At 45.1% G+C, this 16,494-nt stretch carries 13 protein-coding genes; 7 read left to right on the forward strand and 6 right to left on the reverse strand.

Features of this window, described 5'->3' with window-relative positions; translation table 11 throughout:
* Window positions 1-62 precede the first annotated feature (62 nt).
* Entirely contained in the window at window positions 63-914 is an 852-nt protein-coding gene (locus tag RH85_RS17200) for an AraC family transcriptional regulator (protein WP_039949259.1), read from the reverse strand.
* Between the two features lie 95 nt (window positions 915-1,009).
* Between RH85_RS17200 and RH85_RS17205 the strand changes: the two genes are divergently transcribed.
* Entirely contained in the window at window positions 1,010-2,401 is a 1,392-nt protein-coding gene (locus tag RH85_RS17205; RefSeq protein WP_006713983.1) for an MATE family efflux transporter, read from the forward strand.
* A 53-nt stretch (window positions 2,402-2,454) separates the two neighbouring features.
* Here RH85_RS17205 and RH85_RS17210 read toward each other — a convergent pair whose 3' ends face one another.
* The 3 genes from RH85_RS17210 to RH85_RS17220 form a co-directional block, all read right to left on the reverse strand.
* Window positions 2,455-5,607 (reverse strand): efflux RND transporter permease subunit, encoded by a 3,153-nt coding sequence (locus tag RH85_RS17210; protein WP_006713984.1) that lies wholly within the window; start codon window positions 5,605-5,607, stop codon window positions 2,455-2,457.
* A gap of 11 nt (window positions 5,608-5,618) precedes the next feature.
* Entirely contained in the window at window positions 5,619-6,740 is a 1,122-nt protein-coding gene (locus RH85_RS17215; protein ID WP_006713985.1) for an efflux RND transporter periplasmic adaptor subunit, read from the reverse strand.
* Window positions 6,741-6,839: 99 nt separating this feature from the next.
* Window positions 6,840-7,400, reverse strand: a complete 561-nt coding sequence (locus RH85_RS17220) for a GNAT family N-acetyltransferase (RefSeq protein ID WP_006713986.1) — start codon at window positions 7,398-7,400, stop codon at window positions 6,840-6,842.
* A 177-nt stretch (window positions 7,401-7,577) separates the two neighbouring features.
* On the opposite strand from RH85_RS17220, the gene RH85_RS17225 reads away from it, so the two are divergent.
* Together RH85_RS17225 and dld are read left to right on the forward strand one after the other, a co-directional pair.
* Window positions 7,578-8,711 carry an acyl-CoA desaturase gene (locus tag RH85_RS17225; protein WP_006713987.1) on the forward strand — a complete coding sequence of 378 codons (1,134 nt, stop codon included), beginning with the start codon at window positions 7,578-7,580 and terminating at the stop codon, window positions 8,709-8,711.
* 317 nt (window positions 8,712-9,028) lie between these two features.
* The gene (dld, locus tag RH85_RS17230) at window positions 9,029-10,735 is read left to right on the forward strand and encodes a D-lactate dehydrogenase (protein WP_006713988.1); all 1,707 of its coding nucleotides are present in this window, start codon (window positions 9,029-9,031) and stop codon (window positions 10,733-10,735) included.
* 77 nt (window positions 10,736-10,812) lie between these two features.
* Here the strand turns inward: dld and dbpA are convergent, their stop codons facing one another.
* Both dbpA and folE read right to left on the reverse strand, forming a co-directional pair.
* Window positions 10,813-12,189, reverse strand: a complete 1,377-nt coding sequence (gene dbpA, locus RH85_RS17235; RefSeq protein WP_006713989.1) for an ATP-dependent RNA helicase DbpA — start codon at window positions 12,187-12,189, stop codon at window positions 10,813-10,815.
* A gap of 195 nt (window positions 12,190-12,384) precedes the next feature.
* Complete coding sequence (gene folE / locus RH85_RS17240) at window positions 12,385-13,038, reverse strand: GTP cyclohydrolase I FolE (RefSeq protein ID WP_005599495.1); 654 nt, start codon at window positions 13,036-13,038, stop codon at window positions 12,385-12,387.
* Between the two features lie 182 nt (window positions 13,039-13,220).
* On the opposite strand from folE, the gene moeA reads away from it, so the two are divergent.
* The 4 genes from moeA to RH85_RS17260 are packed head-to-tail and all read left to right on the forward strand — an operon-like array spanning window position 13,221 to window position 16,404.
* On the forward strand, window positions 13,221-14,456 hold the full coding sequence (gene moeA, locus RH85_RS17245; RefSeq protein WP_006713990.1) for a molybdopterin molybdotransferase MoeA: 1,236 nt from the start codon (window positions 13,221-13,223) through the stop codon (window positions 14,454-14,456).
* An 8-nt stretch (window positions 14,457-14,464) separates the two neighbouring features.
* Window positions 14,465-15,226: a molybdopterin-synthase adenylyltransferase MoeB gene (gene moeB, locus RH85_RS17250; RefSeq protein WP_006713991.1), complete on the forward strand. Its 762-nt coding sequence runs from the start codon at window positions 14,465-14,467 to the stop codon at window positions 15,224-15,226.
* 18 nt (window positions 15,227-15,244) lie between these two features.
* Window positions 15,245-15,544 carry a hypothetical protein gene (locus RH85_RS17255; protein ID WP_006713992.1) on the forward strand — a complete coding sequence of 100 codons (300 nt, stop codon included), beginning with the start codon at window positions 15,245-15,247 and terminating at the stop codon, window positions 15,542-15,544.
* Between the two features lie 8 nt (window positions 15,545-15,552).
* Complete coding sequence (locus tag RH85_RS17260) at window positions 15,553-16,404, forward strand: sulfurtransferase (RefSeq protein ID WP_006713993.1); 852 nt, start codon at window positions 15,553-15,555, stop codon at window positions 16,402-16,404.
* Window positions 16,405-16,494 lie beyond the last annotated feature (90 nt).

Consider the following 16,494-nt stretch of genomic DNA (forward strand, 5'->3'; position numbering starts at 1 on the left):
CGTGTTTAATTTAGGCCGACCATTTTACGGCAATCGCAGTTCTTGTGCTATCCCACACAAGCCTACATTATCGGTTCACCGTTATTTCTGCGATATTGGCTCGGGGTTTGAGCGCTCCACACTTTAAATCTTGCACTAAAATTGGCCAAAATTGGATAACCAACCAGTTCACCAATATGTTGAACAGCCCAATCCGTTGATAATAACAACCTAGATGCATATTCCATGCGTTTTTTGGTTAAATAGGTCATCGGGCTATGAGCAAAATATTGATTACACAAACGATGAAAATGAGGGGGTGAACAAGGATAGAGCGCTGCAAGTTGTTCAACATCCCACTCTTTATGCAATTGCCGTTGTGCTTCATCAAATACCCGTCTCAAGCGTAGTTGCTTACCACTAAGTTGATGTTCTACAGAAGCTTTCACTAAAATGGCCAATTGTGCTGTCGTTGCTTCAACAATTTCACCACTAATCGCTATCGGGGGCATTCTCGCTCTGAGTAACAACAAAATCGCAGCGTAAATCGCTTCTGTCACTGAACTTAGGTAGTACTCTAACTGCTTATTAACCAAACCTTGCCAATTTTTCTGTGGTTCAAGGAATACCCAAGCAATACGCCATTCCTCCTGTCCAATACCAAAAGTATTGGAAATACCCGCAGGTACCACCATCAAAGAACCCGGCTCAAGCTCATACTTTTGTCCATTACTCTCAAGCCAACCCTGTCCTTTTACAGTGTAAAGCAGCATATGTTTATGCATATTTTTACGACTGATCGTAAATAATTCCCAACAGTGCGCAATGCCGCATTGGATGAATCCGTAACGCTCAAGTTCAAGTACATGGTGATAATCGATAAACTCATGCTCTGTTTTATCAGAAATAGAGGCACACTCTTGCATATTGTTCATTTTGATAGTTTCACATAACAAATAGATACTTAGAGAAAATACGTAATTACCGAATGCAGATAAACTAAATACCGATTCCAACCAAGGTGAATGCGATGCTAGCCACAACTCCTGATAGAACCTTCTATCAAAATCTGATCAAAATCGGCCTACCCGTTTCACTACAATCAATGTTATTTGCATTATTGGGCGTCACTGACATTCTCATGGTCAGCCAACTGGGTGAAGCGGCAACCGCGGCAGTCGGAGTCGGAAACCGGATTTTTTTCTTTAATTTAATTGTCGTCTGCGGCGTAAGCGGAGCGGTCAGTGTGCTAGCTTCACAATATTTTGGCGCTAAGAATATGGATGGCGTTAGAATCACGCTATTCCAATCGGTATTCGTCGCCATTTTGGTCACGGCGCCCTTTTCACTTTGGTATGCATTTGACTTAGTACGAGTTGTTTCTATCGTTTCCGATAACAGCGACTATATTGCTTTGGCGAGCGACTACCTGTGGATCACCGCTAGCACTTTGATTTGTACTGCAGTCTGTGTTCCCCTCGAAAGTGCACTCAGAGCAATCGGCCAAGCGAAACTGCCAACTCAAATTAGTATTTACGCTATCTTGCTTAACTTACTGCTAAATTCGTTACTCATTTTTGGTTTGTTTGGGTTACCCGAGCTTGGTGTGGTTGGCGCGGCCATTGGTACGGCTGTCTCGCGTCTTTTCCAAACGATTTTGTTGAGTGCGATCGTCATCAAGCGCTTTCCTTGCCTTATCGCCAGTAAATCAAATATCAAACAAGCCAATACTCCCGTTCATCGTGGCCGTTATTTTAAAATAGGCCTACCTATGATCATCCATGACAGCGCATGGGCGGGTGGCATTCTATTCTACAACGTATTGATCGGTCAGCTTGGTGTAACAGAATTGGCGATTTTTTCTTTGTTGGCCCCTATTGAGAGCGTGCTATTTTCCGCCTTTTTAGGTTTTGCCGTTGCCGCCTCCGTGATTTTAGCGAATGAAATTGGTGCGCAGCAGTATCAAAGAGTTGAAGAGACCGCATGGTGGTATGTATTCATCAGCACACTGGCAGCATTCTCAATCGCATTACTCTGCTTTGCAGCAAAGCCGCTCCTATTAAATGCGATCTCGCTGACACCTATATCCGATCCTGTCATGGCGACCAATACCTTTATCATTATGTTGTTTGGTATGGGCTTTCGCGTCTTCAATATGGTGGCGATTGGTGGGGTATTAAAAAGCGGCGGTGATATTAACTATTCCATTTTTATTGATCTGTTTGGTCAATGGGCGATCGGTATTCCACTCGCCTACTTTACCGGCATCATTCTAGGTTGGTCATTGGAGTGGGTCATTGCGATCGTCATGCTAGAAGAAATAGCCAAGATTTTCTTATCTACCCAACGTATACGATCTAAAAAATGGATCAATAACTTGGTGCAAGAAGAACCAAACGTAATCACCAAATCGATGGCATAAAAAAGCCCCGCTCAATGCGGGGCTTCGTGAATTAACCATCAAGCAAGCCGAGCTTACTCATCATCAAGCTCAACCAACTTGGTGCTACCACCATGAACTTTTTCACGTTGGCGCTGCACCATCGCATAGAAGCCCGGAATAAGTAACGTACCCGCAAGCAGCACACACAGCAGGCCGCCAATCAAAGATACGCCAAGTGAGTTTTGGCTGATGTGTCCCGCGCCAGAGGCAAAGATCAGCGGGAAAATGCCCAAGATAAACGACCATGATGTCATGTTAACCGCACGGAAACGCAGCGTACCGCCCTTCACTGCCGCATCATCAATCGACGCTTCGTTGTCTTCACGTTCCATCTTAGCAAACTCGACAATCAAGATGGCATTCTTGGCCGCGAGTGCTATCAAGAGAACCAAACCAATTTGAGCGTACAAGTTAAGCGGCGTACCCGTGAGATTAAGCGCGAGGAACGAGCCAAATGTCGCCACAGGTACCACTAAGATGATCGCCAAAGGAATACTCCAACTCTCATATTGGGCAACCATGAAGAGATAGATGAAAATCAAAGCGAGTGCAAAAGCAAAGATCGCTTGATTACCTGCTAGCACTTCTTGGTATGCCATACCCGTCCATTCATATTGATAACCTTGCGGTAGCATCTCAGCGGCAACTCGCTCCATCGCAGCAATCGCATCGCCACTTGAATAACCCGGTGCAGGTTGGCCTTGAATCACGGCACTACGGTACATGTTATAGCGCCATGCAACATCAGGCTCAAAGATCTGCTCATAACTCACTAGCGTGCTTAAAGGTACCATTTGTCCTGATGAAGAACGCACATGGAAACGCTCAAGATCTTCCATACCACTGCGGTGTTCCGCATCGGCTTGCATGGTCACACGGAAGTTCTTACCAAACATCGTAAAGTCATTAACGTACAACGAACCTAAGTTACCCTGTAGCGTTTGAAAGATGCTTGATAGAGGCACACCTAACTGCTGTGATTTTTCACGGTCAATATCCACATAGTAGTGTGGAACATTGGCGCGGAAGGTCGAAAAGGCAAAGCCAATTTCTGGTTGCTTTTTCGCTTCTTCAATCAACTGGTTCATCAAAATTGATAAATCGGTACGGCTTCGTCCCAGTGAGTCTTCCAATACAAACTCAAATCCAGACGCTGCGCCCATCCCCGGAACGGCGGGTGGTCCCATAGCAAATACCACAGCTTGAGGGAGTTGCATCGCCGCACGACCGTTAATACGTTGCGCGATCGCATTCGATGAATGATCGCCATCCAAACCATTGCGCATTTCCCAGTCATGCAGTTTGATAAACAAAGACGCGCCGTTAGAAGCCGCAGCGCCGGTCATAAATGCAAAACCATTTGCAACCGTAACACCATCGACACCTGGTTCTTGCTCAACCATGCCAATCAGCTCTTCGGTCACTTCTTCGGTTCGAGAAAGCGAAGCTGAATCGGGAAGCTGTACGTTAACCAGTAAGATACCTTTATCTTCTTGCGGCACAAAAGCCGTTGACGTTGTTTTGGCAAAAAAGCCCACCGCCGCGACGGCCACAACAAAGAAACCCACTAAGAGAATGGTTTTCTTCACGAGGAATCCCGCGACTTGACCATAATGCGTCGTAACCGTTTCAAGACCATTATTAAAGGCTTGGAACCAACGAGCTGTGTTACCACCGCCCTGCTTTAGCACCAAAGAACAGATCGCCGGAGATAACGTCAACGCGTTAATGGATGAAATCACCACCGAGATACAGATTGTCAGCGCAAACTGTCGGTACATGATGCCGGTAATCCCCGGCAACATTGCCACAGGCAAGAACACGGCTAAAAGTACCAATGTTGAAGTGATGATCGGGCCGGTTACCTCTTTCATCGCCAACAATGTGGCTTTACGAGGTGAAATCGTAGGGTCCTTTGCCATGGTGGTATCGACGTTTTCGATTACCAAAATTGCATCATCTACCACGATACCAATCGCTAGAATCAAGCCAAATAGAGTCACCGTATTAATCGTAAAACCGGTCATTTGCATCACTGCAAACGTACCCACTAGCGACACAGGAATCGCGACAACGGGGATCAAGGTAGCACGCGCACTGCCTAAGAATAGATAGGTCACGGCGATTACCAGCAAAATCGCTTCGATTAAGGTTTTAACCACACCTTTGATCGATTCAGCGACGAACACGGTAGTGTCATAGCTGGTCTCATACGCCATGCCTTCAGGGAAGTTGGTACTGAGTTTCTCCAGTAGAGCCATAACCGCTTGACCACTTTCCAACGCATTGGCATCAGATTGCAGAGAAAGCGCAACAATTGACGCATCTTGACCGCGGAATTTACCGCTACCGTCGTAGAATTTTTTACCCAACTCAACACGAGCGACATCTTTCAGATAAACGGTTGAACCATCATTGTTAGCACGGAGCACAACATGTTCAAACTCGTCGACAGATTCTAAGCGACCTTTGGTTACCAGGTTAAATTGGACTTCCTGCGCGTCATTATAGGGCGCAGCACCAACACGACCAGCGGCAACCTGCACGTTTTGCTCTTTAAGTGCAGTGTTCACATCGGTTGTGGTGATCTTTAAGTTCGCCATTTTCTCTGGGTCAAGCCATACGCGCATAGCGTATTCGCCACCACCAATCACGTTAACTTCACTGATCCCTGTTACACGCGCCAACTGATCTTTTACATTCAGGTTGATGTAGTTAATCAAGAATTGGTCATCGTACTTGCCGTCCGGCTCGTAAAAGTTCAGCACCATTAACAGATCAGGTGAACGCTTTTTCACCGTAATGCCGGCCATGCGAACTTCTTGCGGCAGCTTAGATTCAATCTGCGCTACACGGTTTTGTACGTTAACCTGCGCCATATCGGGATCAGTACCGACATCAAACGTTACGTTAAGGCTATAAGAACCATCGTTAGCACTTTTGGAAGACATATAAATCATGTCTTCTACGCCGTTTACAGCAGATTCCAACGGGTCGGCTATCGCTTGTTCAACAACTTCAGCACTCGCCCCGGTGTAAAAGGCCGAAACACTCACTGAAGGTGGACTAATTTTCGGATACTCAGCAATTGGCAAGATCGCCAGAGCGATCGCCCCTGCCAACGTGAGTATGATTGAGATTACCAGCGCAAACTTAGGACGCTGGATAAAGAAACGACTTAACATCTAGCCCCCGATTACTGCTCAGTTGGTGATTCAATACGCACAGGAACGCCGTTGCGAATACGCTGAAGACCTTGTGTGATCACCACTTCTTCACCATTTAAGCCGCTGGTTATCACAATGCCTTGATCAAGTTGACGGCCAAGCTCAACATTACGACGCTCTGCTACATTGCCTTCAGCAACCAGCATTACAAAATGACCTTCTAAGTCAGTTTGTACGGCGCGACGTGGCACAACCAAAACGTCCGTCGGTGCTTTCTCACGCAATTCGACACGGATATGCTGGCCCGGCAGTAAGCGGTAGTCTGGGTTTGGCACCATCGCGCGCATTGCCAATGTGCCTGTTGCAAGGTCGATGCGGTTGCCAAGAAAATCAAGTGAACCTAGATGATCAAACGGCTGGCCATTTTCTAGAATAACCTGCACTTCAACTGCATCGGCATTTTCACTGCCATCACCTTTGACACTATCCATTCCCATTTCTAAGCGCTCGCGCTCACTAACACTAAACATGGTATGCACCGGGTCAAGACTGACTAATGTCGTTAATATGCCGGATTGAGGAGAGACAAGATCGCCAGTACTGACTTTGCTAGAACTGATTCGCCCAGCAAAAGGCGCTTTGATTTGGGTATATGAAAGAGTGACTTCAGCCAGTTTTAGTTGCGCTTTTGACGATTCAACTAAGGCTTCAGCACCAAGTAATTGTGCGGTTAAATTATCAAATTCAGATTGAGAAATGCTGCCTTTCGGCAAAAGGTTTTTACCGCGATTAAAATCTAACTGAGCTTTCTTGAGATTGGCATTAGCTTGAGCGACACTCGCTTTGGCTGCAGCCAATTGTGCTTCAAACGAAGATGGCTCAATCGAATAAAGTAGCTGACCTGCTGCGACCATTTGACCTTCATCAAAATGGCGTTCTTTAAGATAACCTGAAACTTGGGCGGTGATATTGGTATCTTCTACCGCTTGGACACGGCCGATATAAGACTTACTTTGTTGGTGTGAAGTACTAAGGACAGGCTCAGCAGAGACTAAAGCGGACGGTGGTTGTTTTGAGGCTTTATCAGACTCGCCGCAGCCCACTAACACAAGTGAGCTTAGGAGAACCGAGGCCAAAATGGTTTTTTTCATGGTCTATACCGTTAGATAAGTGGCTATAATTACAGTAACTTACCCAACGGTACATGGTTTAATGTCCGAACAACATCAAGACTCAGGTTTGAATTTGTTTCAATCTGTTTCTGCGGTTGAGATCAAACTATTTGATAGAATGTTCAATAACTGTTTGGGGGATGACCATGTATACACCAACTCTGGCACTTGATTGCCACAAGGCGCATCCCATAACCTCTCAAGAGAGTTCTCTCCACCCAAGTGTTCATAGAAATCGATCGCCTGGCCGTTTTTAGCCATCACTTCCAAATAAACACCCGTATCAGCGAAATGTTGTTCAATCCATTTTGCCGTTTCAGCTAATAGTCTCGCACCTAAACCTTGACCTCGAAAACGGCTGTCAATATGCAGCGCATCAACAATGGTCCCTTTATCATAATCATGATTACCAAAAGCACAGACAAAGCCACACAGCTGCCCATCGTCCTCGGCAATCAAAACATGTTGGTTAAACGGTGGATTGATAAGGCGTGTTTGCCAGATAACCAAACGGTCATCGACAACGTCATGATCGAGATAGTTAGCTCCCAATATTCCTTGATAATAGGTCTGCCAACTTTGCGCGTGCAAGTGCGCAATACGTTCGTAGTCTTTATATTCAGCTACTTTTATTTCCATTGCTAGTTCCTTATAACTTCCTGTAAGGATTCCATTCCTTATCCATACTATTCATTAACAGACGAAAAGCAAAACATTCTAAAACAATTTACCATCACAATTTGAAACAACACTGATTTGACTTACACGTGTACGCTGATAATCTAGCGCACAACTGTTCGCTAAAAGGATATTTTAATGCGTCACTCCGTCAAACCACCTTTAATCTGGCTTAATGTGTTGCTTTTCCTCAGCACATTCCTTGCTGCCGTTATTGCTGTACCTTGGTATGGCATGGTGCACGGTTATCAAACTGGACACTGGGTATGGCTACTGGTTGCGTTTTCTTTTTGTAATTTATCGATTACCGCTGGTTATCATCGTTTGTGGTCACACAAAACCTACCAAGCACACCCTGTACTAAGGGTGATTTTTGCAATTGGGGGAGCTTTTGCGCTGCAAAACAGTGCTCTGCATTGGAGTTCTGATCACCGAGTACATCACAAACATGTCGATAAAAATGACGTTGATCCCTACTCAGCAAAGCGCGGCTTATGGTTTTCACACATCGGTTGGATGCTAAGACATTACAATAAAGAAACCTACCATGATTACGCTAACTGCCGTGATTTGCAAAAAGATTGGGTGGTACAATGGCAACATAAACACTATTTGTTGCTCGCACTACTGACCAACATTGGTATCCCATTGCTCCTTGGGCTGATATACCAGGACATCATAGGTATGTTATTGATTGTTGGTGTATTACGTCTAGTTCTTAGCCATCACACTACCTTTTTTATCAATTCTTTGGCCCATGTTTGGGGCTCTCAACCTTACACGGATAAAAATACTGCGCGTGATAATGGTATTTTGGCCATCTTCACCTTTGGTGAGGGTTATCATAATTTCCACCACATCTTTGAAAATGATTACCGTAACGGTATTCACTGGTGGCAATACGATCCGACAAAATGGTTTATCAAGAGCTCACAATGGTTAGGTCTAGCTGACAAATTACGTACCACGCCTAAAATCAAGATTGAGCAAGCGATGGCCAAACAAGCGCTCAAAAAGGCGCTGGATAAGATAGAAGGTCATCCAAACATGCAGCACCTTAAACAAGCATTAAATGATGAATTTGAGCTACTCATGGGAAAAATCAAAGACTATTACGAACTAAAACGACAGCTTATTGAACAAAAACGCAGTGGTCTCGTCGCCAAATACGAACACTCTTTACTAGTCATCCGCTACCGCCAGATTAAAGCTGAGCGTAAAGCTCAGCAAAAACACTGGCAAGCGATGCTAACAAACTGCATTGGTCAGTAACATAGTTTGTAAGGGAGCCAATCGTGCTCCCTTTATTATTCAGTGAGTTTGGTCACACTCAATTGAGCAACATATTGCGTTGTGGGATTCGCTTAATAGCAATTTTGGAAATAGTGTACCGCAGTTTTAGACATAAACGCCCGCCACTTAAATCTTAAGGGATTGAAAAATATGACAATAATTAAAATCACTCTCTCGTCAGCCTGCTTTGCTTTCCCTTAACCCTGTATCCCCCCTAGCCTGTCACTGCAATTGTTATTACACTGTGAAATCGCCACTAATTCAAAATTGTATATCGCCGAGTGACAGGGAAGTCTATGAATAAACAAGCGTTAATTGATAAGTTCATTAGCATTGTCGGTACTGAAAATGTGCTGGTTGAATCCAATAAAACGGAATATTACCGTTCTGATTTTCGTTCCGGACAAGGTCAAGCGCTTGCCGTCCTCTTTCCTCATTCGCTTGTTGAACAATGGCAGCTATTGCAAGCCGCTGTTGATGCTAATTGCATTATCATCATTCAAGCGGCCAAAACAGGCCTGACGGAAGGCTCAGCCCCAAGCGGTGATGATTATGATCGTGAAGTGGTGATCATCAACATTACCCGCATCAAAGCTTTGCATCTAATCAATGATGGGCAGCAAATCATCAGCCTACCCGGTGTTAGCTTGCATCAACTCGATAAGCGTCTCAAATCGATAAACAGAGCCCCTCATTCGGTGATCGGTTCCTCTTCGATCGGTGCAACCGTTGTGGGTGGTATTGCCAATAACTCCGGAGGTGCATTAGTAAAAAGAGGACCGGCTTATACCGAATTATCACTGTACGCACGCGTAACAAAAGCGGGAAAACTGGAGCTGGTGAATCACCTTGGCATTCGAGATCTTGGCGAAACGCCAGAGCAAATTCTAGCCAATGTCGAACAGGGACATTTTAACGTTACTTCAATTGATAATAGCGATGCGATGGCGTCCGATAGAGAGTATGAACAGCGCGTTCGCGACGTAGATGCAGATACCCCTTCTCGCTTTAATGCAGATTCACGTCGATTATTTGAAGCAAGTGGCTGCGCCGGTAAGTTGGCCGTCTTTGCGGTACGCGTTGATACTTATCCTGTGCCGAAAAAGGAGCAACTGTTTTACATTGGCTGTAATGACGCAAGTAAACTCACCACACTACGTCGCGATATGCTAAGCCAATTTAAGCACTTGCCTGAAATGGGCGAATACATGCATCGCGATATTTTCAACTTAGCCGAGCAATATGGCAAAGATGTGTTCTTATCAATTCACCACTTAGGGACTGACAATTTACCGCGCTTTTTTGCCTTAAAAGCCAAAGTAGAATCGTTACTCAAGCGCGTACCTTTCATTTCTAATCACCTACCGGACCTTGCTCTGTATTGGTTAAGCAAATTATTTCCACAGCATTTACCAACAAGAATGCTGCAATTCCGCGATCAATATAAGCATTATTTGATATTAAAAATGAGCGATGAAGGCATTGACGAGGCGAAACAATATCTTGCCAACGTATGGTCTCTACAAGAAGAGTGTGATTACTTTGAATGTACTGCAGAAGAAGGCAAAAAAGCTTTACTGCACCGATTTGCTGCCGCAGGCGCTGCGATTCGTTATGAAACAGTCCACGCCAAACAAGTGGAAGAGATCTTAGCGCTGGATATTGCCCTACGCCGTAACGATATTGATTGGGTAGAACAATTACCACCAGCCATCGCGAAGGACTTGGTTGTTGGCCTCTATTATGGTCACTTCATGTGTCACGTATTCCATCAAGATTACATTTTCAAAAAAGGTACCGACGTTAAGCAGATGAAAGCATTAATGCTGAAGTTATTGACTGAAAAAGGCGCGAAATACCCAGCAGAGCACAACGTGGGTCACCTCTACGAAGCGGAAAAACAACTGCAAGAATTCTATCATCAGCTAGATCCAACCAATACCTTCAATCCCGGTATAGGTAAAATGAGTAAATACAAACGCAATTGCAATTGTTGTCATTAAATCGTTACTCTCCCCCAGCAGATAATAAAACGGCCTCTCAATTGAGAGGCCGTTGCTATTTGTTAACCGGTAGAAGGTTATTTCATGATACGCGCTTTAAACGCCTTACCTTTGATCTTACCGTTTTGCAGTTGCTTCAATGCACGATTCGCCACTGACTTATCAACTGCGACATACGAAACCATCGCAAGAATGTTGATCTTACCGATTAGCTTGCCGTCAATGCCTGCTTCTTTGGTCAATGAACCAAGAATGTCGCCAGCACGAACTTTCAATTTCTTACCACCCAGAATTTGAATGGTCGTCATCGCTGCATCAAACGGTTCGCCGGCTGGACGATGAGGTAAAGCAGATGGTGCGATCTCAATATCCATGTACTCTTCAATCAAAGCGGTACGGTAGCCATCCTTATCGCTAAAGAAGCTAAACGCTTGACCTTTTGAGCCCGCACGACCTGTACGGCCAATACGGTGCACGTGTACTTCAGGATCACGTGACAATTCAAAGTTAAATACGGCATCTAGGTTATCGACATCCAAACCGCGAGCTGCGACATCAGTAGCAACAAGAATTGAGATACTCTTGTTCGCAAACATGGTTAACGCTTGGTCACGTTCACGCTGCTCTAGATCACCATGCAGTTCAATCACGCTAAATCCACGGTTGTGCAACTCATCAGCCACTGCCATCACTTCTTTTTTAGTGTTGCAGAATACAACCGACGATTCTGGGCGATGCGCCATCAGCAATGTTTCTAATGCTTCATCACGATCTTCTGTTGAGTTGATTTTGTAGAAGTGCTGCTCAATGGTTGAGGTCTGGTGCGTTGATTCTACTTTCACTAATTGTGGCGCTTTCATAATGCGAGACGCAACCGCTTCAATTTCTTTCGGGAAAGTCGCACTAAAGAGTAATGTTTGACGCTCAGTTGGCGTTTGGTCAATGATCGCATCGAGTGCATCTTGGAAGCCCATGTCTAGCATGCGGTCAGCTTCATCAAGCACCAAGGTATTTAGCTCTGAAAGATCAATACGGTCACGGCTCAAGTGGTCAAGAATACGACCCGGAGTACCAACCAAAATGTGGGCACCGTGCTCTAAAGAACCAATTTGTGGCCCCATTGGCATACCGCCACATAGCGTCAGAACTTTAATGTTATGGATGCCACGCGCCAAGGTACGAATTTCTTTTGCCACTTGATCTGCCAATTCGCGCGTAGGACACAGCACCAATGATTGAACACGAAAACGCTTTACCTTTAAGTTTGACAACAAACCCAATGCAAAAGTCGCTGTCTTACCAGAACCCGTTTTACCTTGGCCAATCACATCTTTACCTTCTAGGACGATAGGTAAACTTTGCGCTTGAATTGGTGTCATCTCGGTATAACCCAAAGAATCAAGAGTGCTTAATAGCTCAGGTTGTAATGCGAGCGTTTTGAATGATGTGGTCACTATGTGTATCCCTTAATGGATCTATATCGCGTCATTTAAACACGAATTTTATTAAAATTTTAATCAAACAGTGGCAAATATGTTGGTTAAAGCAACATGCGCCAGCAAATGTAAAAACAAAAACCGCCTTTAAACGGCGGTTTTATCAATCTGTTGATAAACAAAAGAGCAATACAACTCTTTGCTATCAGTCACTTAACGCAAGCCGTGTAAAAACTCTGCTCGTGTTGCTGGAATCGATTTAAAAATACCACCCAGCGCTGTTGTGGTTGTTTGGCTAGTGGCATCCATAACCCCACGTGACTTAACACAATAGTGTGTTGCGTCAATTGTCACCGCGACATCATCAGATTCTAGCAAAGTCTGTAATGCCACCAAAATTTGCTGCGTTAATCGCTCTTGAACCTGTGGGCGCTGAGCAAAAAATCGTACAATACGGTTAATCTTTGACAGACCAATAATCTTTCCACGCGGGATATACGCCACCGCAGCTTTACCATCAATTGTCACCAAGTGATGTTCACAAGTGCTGGTTAAGGTGATGTCTTTTACGCGAACCATTTCGCTGACATTCATCTTATTTTCAATCACGGTAATTTTGGGAAAGTTTTGGTAGTCAAGACCAGAAAAAATCTCGTCCACATACATTTTAGCAATGCGATGCGGTGTTTCTTCTAAACTGTCGTCAGTCAGGTCAAGATCAAGCAGAGAAAGAATCTCTCTCATATGATGTTGAATCTTTTCCTTTTTCTCTTCACGACTAAATTGGCTAGGCACCATCGGTGTCTCTAATCCACGGCTTTCAAGTGCATCTTTTACTAACAATGCGGACTCGCTAAGACCTGACATTCCACTTCCTCATATTACTCCTTGCGGATGGGTGACAAGGATACTCGGATTTTTTAATAATTACACCCATATTTTAACTATGGTATCTATTCTTAATACGATTGCACGCCACGGTACGCTTAGTGTCACGAGGAATTTGTGGTAGAGTTAGGCAAAAATATAACTAGATTAGGAATGACTCCATGGGTTGCTGTGATGCTCCTGGCTTAATGCCAATTGAAGACGCGATGGATAAAATGCTGTCGCGCATTGAACCACTTCAAACTACCCTTGAATTGCCGCTTGCTGAGGCGCTGGGTTTTGTACTTGCAGAAGACATTCTTTCTCCAATTTTTGTACCGCCATTCGACAACTCTGCAATGGATGGTTACGCGGTGCGCATCGCCGATTTAGAACAATCGAACACGCTGCCTATGGTAGGCAAATCGTTCGCGGGTCAGCCTTTTAATGGTGAGTGGCCACTGAATACTTGCATTCGCATTATGACGGGCGCACAAATCCCAGCAGGCTGTGACGCCGTTATCATGCAAGAAAATACGCAAGTCACCGATGCTGGTATCGTATTTAACGAATCGAACCTCAAACCACAAAATAACATCCGCCCTACCGGCGATGATATTAAGCAAGGAGATGTGGTTTTAGCCAAAGGCGCGCGTTTGTCGCCACGTGATATCCCAATGATTGCTTCACTTGGGGTTAGCCACATTACTGTTATCCGCAAACCGAAAGTGGCCTTTTTCTCTACGGGCGATGAACTCAAGCCCCTTGGTGAACCTCTTGAAGCCGGGCAAATCTACGACAGTAACCGCTATGGTATTAAACCACTTATCGAAAATTTCGGTTGTGAAGCCATCGATCTCGGTATTATTCCTGATTGCCCACAAACATTAAAAGAGACGTTTGAAAAAGCGCAATCAGTTGCCGATGTCGTGGTGACTTCTGGCGGCGTAAGCGTAGGCGAAGCTGACTACACCAAGGACATTCTGGAAGAACTTGGCGAAATCGGGTTTTGGAAGCTGGCGATCAAACCGGGTAAACCCTTTGCGTTTGGCGCGCTTTCATCAGCGTGGTTCTGTGGTTTACCTGGCAACCCTGTCTCTGCAGTTCTCACTATGTATGTATTAGTTCAACCTATGCTGGCGAAACTGGCGGGACATAGTGAATGGCAAGCACCGCAATCCATTCCTGCTATCACCAAAACAGGCTTCAAGAAAGCCCCAGGTCGAACGGATTACCAACGTGGCATCTATTCACTTGAAGATGGTCAATTTGTTGTTGAGACCACGGGCAACCAAAGCTCAGGTGCTTTCCGCTCTATGAGTCTAGCCAATTGCTTTGTTGTATTGGAGCGCGAGCGAGGCCGTGTAGAAGCAGGTGAAACTGTACAGATTCAACTGTTTAATTCAACGTTATACTAGAGGTTGATGTGGAGATCTTATCCGATCAAGAGATGCTTCGTTACAATCGACAAATTGTGTTAAACCAATTTGATTTCGATGGCCAAGAAGCCCTTAAGCAGGCATCTATTTTGATTTTAGGCGCGGGCGGCTTAGGTTGTGCTGCTAGCCAGTACCTGGCCACCGCAGGCATAGGTAAACTGACGCTTATCGATGATGATGTGGTTGAGTTATCTAACTTGCAGCGTCAAGTACTGCACCATGATGCAGATATCGGCAGCAAGAAAGTTGACTCTGCGGCGCAGTCTTTAAGTTTACTCAATCCACACATTAATATCGTGACCATTGATAAGCGCTTGAGTGATGACGAACTGTCAAATTTAATCGCGACCCACTCGTTGGTATTGGATGCTTGTGATAATGTCGAAACACGCAACCAACTGAACCGTTTATGCTATCAACATAAAACGCCTTTGGTTTCTGGAGCCGCGATTCGTATGGAAGGCCAGATCAGTGTCTTCACCTACCAAGATGATCAAGAGCCATGTTATCAATGCTTGAGCAGTTTATTTGGTGGTGGTGCGCTTAGTTGTGTTGAAGCGGGCGTCATGGCGCCAGTGGTCGGCATCATTGGCGCAATGCAGGCGATGGAAGCGATTAAAGTGATTGCCAACTACGGCAAGCCAAAACAAGGCAAGATTTTGATTCTGGACGCGATGACAATGTCATGGCGAGATATGAATTTGATGAAAATGCCCCATTGCCCAGTGTGCAGTCAGCCGAAGGGATAACATAAGGATCGTTAGGTTATGGACAACCCAAAATACTATGTTATGGCCCTACTCGCGAGCTTAGTGCTTTTACTTGGGTTATTGCTGTTGCACAAAAACAGCACGACCCAAGTGCTCACAGCTCAAGTGCTCGAATCGACACTCACCCAATCATTAGATGGACAACGACGCTTCCTAACGCTCGACATTGGCGCTGAAGAGCCGGTGGTGATCCCCGCCCCAACCAATGTTCAATGTTCCCCTCAGGAAACGGCTAAGATCGAGCGCGTAACGAAATCATTCGGCCGCCAAAGCTACCACTTTATCTCTTGCCAATAGGAGGCAACGTGACATTATCTATTTCATCTCCAGTCGTAACGGCTCAATGGCTTTATCAGCAGTTCGAAAATCCAAACTTGGTGATTTTAGATGCCAGTATTGAATTTCAAATTCCATCAGAATGTGCAAAAGACAAAGACAATCTGATCCCGCATTCGATTCGCTTCGATTACGACACGCAGTTTTGCGATCCTGACTCATCACTGCCTCACATGATGCCATGTGAAACACGATTCAATCAGCTCGCACAACAAATCGGTCTGAACAATGATTCTATTATCGTGGTCTATGACAACAGCGGAACATTCGCTTCGCCGCGAGCCTGGTGGATGCTAAAAGCGATGGGCCACCAGCAGGTGTTTGTTTTAGATGGTGGCCTTACCGAGTGGAAACAATACGGCTTGCCGACCGTCACTCAATACCGTCAAACATCAACAGGCAACTTCACTGGTAAACTAAACCCAAATTATTTTGTCGATGCCGCCTATGTTGAACAGAAAATTAGTAGTGATAATAGCTTAACGATTGATGCGCGTGGGCAAGCGCGCTTTCTCGGCCAGATCCCCGAACCTCGTGCGGGTGTGCGCAGTGGCCATATTCCTAACGCAGTTTGTTTGCCTTTTGCCGAGTTAATCGATGGCCACAAGCTAAAAAGCATTGAACAACTGATACCTATCGTGCAGCAAACAATAGCCACAGGAAAACAAGAATATCTGTTTAGCTGTGGTTCAGGCGTCACTGCTTGTATTTTATTACTTGCGGCTTCAATGGTTGGCTATGATATTAAACAGCTTAAAGTTTATGATGGCTCATGGACCGAATGGGGTAGCAATCCTCAGCTGCCGATCGAGTCTTCGTAAAGAATACGGTCGAAAAAAGTACCAGCGCACATAAAAAATCCCCGCCTGCGGGGATTTTTCGTCTATTTGATTCCTTAAACCATGGCCTCA

Source organism: Vibrio ichthyoenteri ATCC 700023, assembly GCF_000222605.1.
Taxonomy (GTDB): Bacteria; Pseudomonadota; Gammaproteobacteria; order Enterobacterales; family Vibrionaceae; genus Vibrio; species Vibrio ichthyoenteri.

Coding starts and splice junctions, on each gene's coding strand:
- RH85_RS17215 (WP_006713985.1), bottom strand. CDS start 6,740: ATGAAAAAAACCATTTTGGCCTCGGTTCTCCTAAGCTCACTTGTGTTA.
- RH85_RS17205 (WP_006713983.1), top strand. CDS start 1,010: ATGCTAGCCACAACTCCTGATAGAACCTTCTATCAAAATCTGATCAAA.
- RH85_RS17225 (WP_006713987.1), top strand. CDS start 7,578: ATGCGTCACTCCGTCAAACCACCTTTAATCTGGCTTAATGTGTTGCTT.
- RH85_RS17255 (WP_006713992.1), top strand. CDS start 15,245: ATGGACAACCCAAAATACTATGTTATGGCCCTACTCGCGAGCTTAGTG.
- moeA (WP_006713990.1), top strand. CDS start 13,221: ATGGGTTGCTGTGATGCTCCTGGCTTAATGCCAATTGAAGACGCGATG.
- RH85_RS17200 (WP_039949259.1), bottom strand. CDS start 914: ATGAACAATATGCAAGAGTGTGCCTCTATTTCTGATAAAACAGAGCAT.
- folE (WP_005599495.1), bottom strand. CDS start 13,038: ATGTCAGGTCTTAGCGAGTCCGCATTGTTAGTAAAAGATGCACTTGAA.
- RH85_RS17210 (WP_006713984.1), bottom strand. CDS start 5,607: ATGTTAAGTCGTTTCTTTATCCAGCGTCCTAAGTTTGCGCTGGTAATC.
- dld (WP_006713988.1), top strand. CDS start 9,029: ATGAATAAACAAGCGTTAATTGATAAGTTCATTAGCATTGTCGGTACT.
- RH85_RS17220 (WP_006713986.1), bottom strand. CDS start 7,400: ATGGAAATAAAAGTAGCTGAATATAAAGACTACGAACGTATTGCGCAC.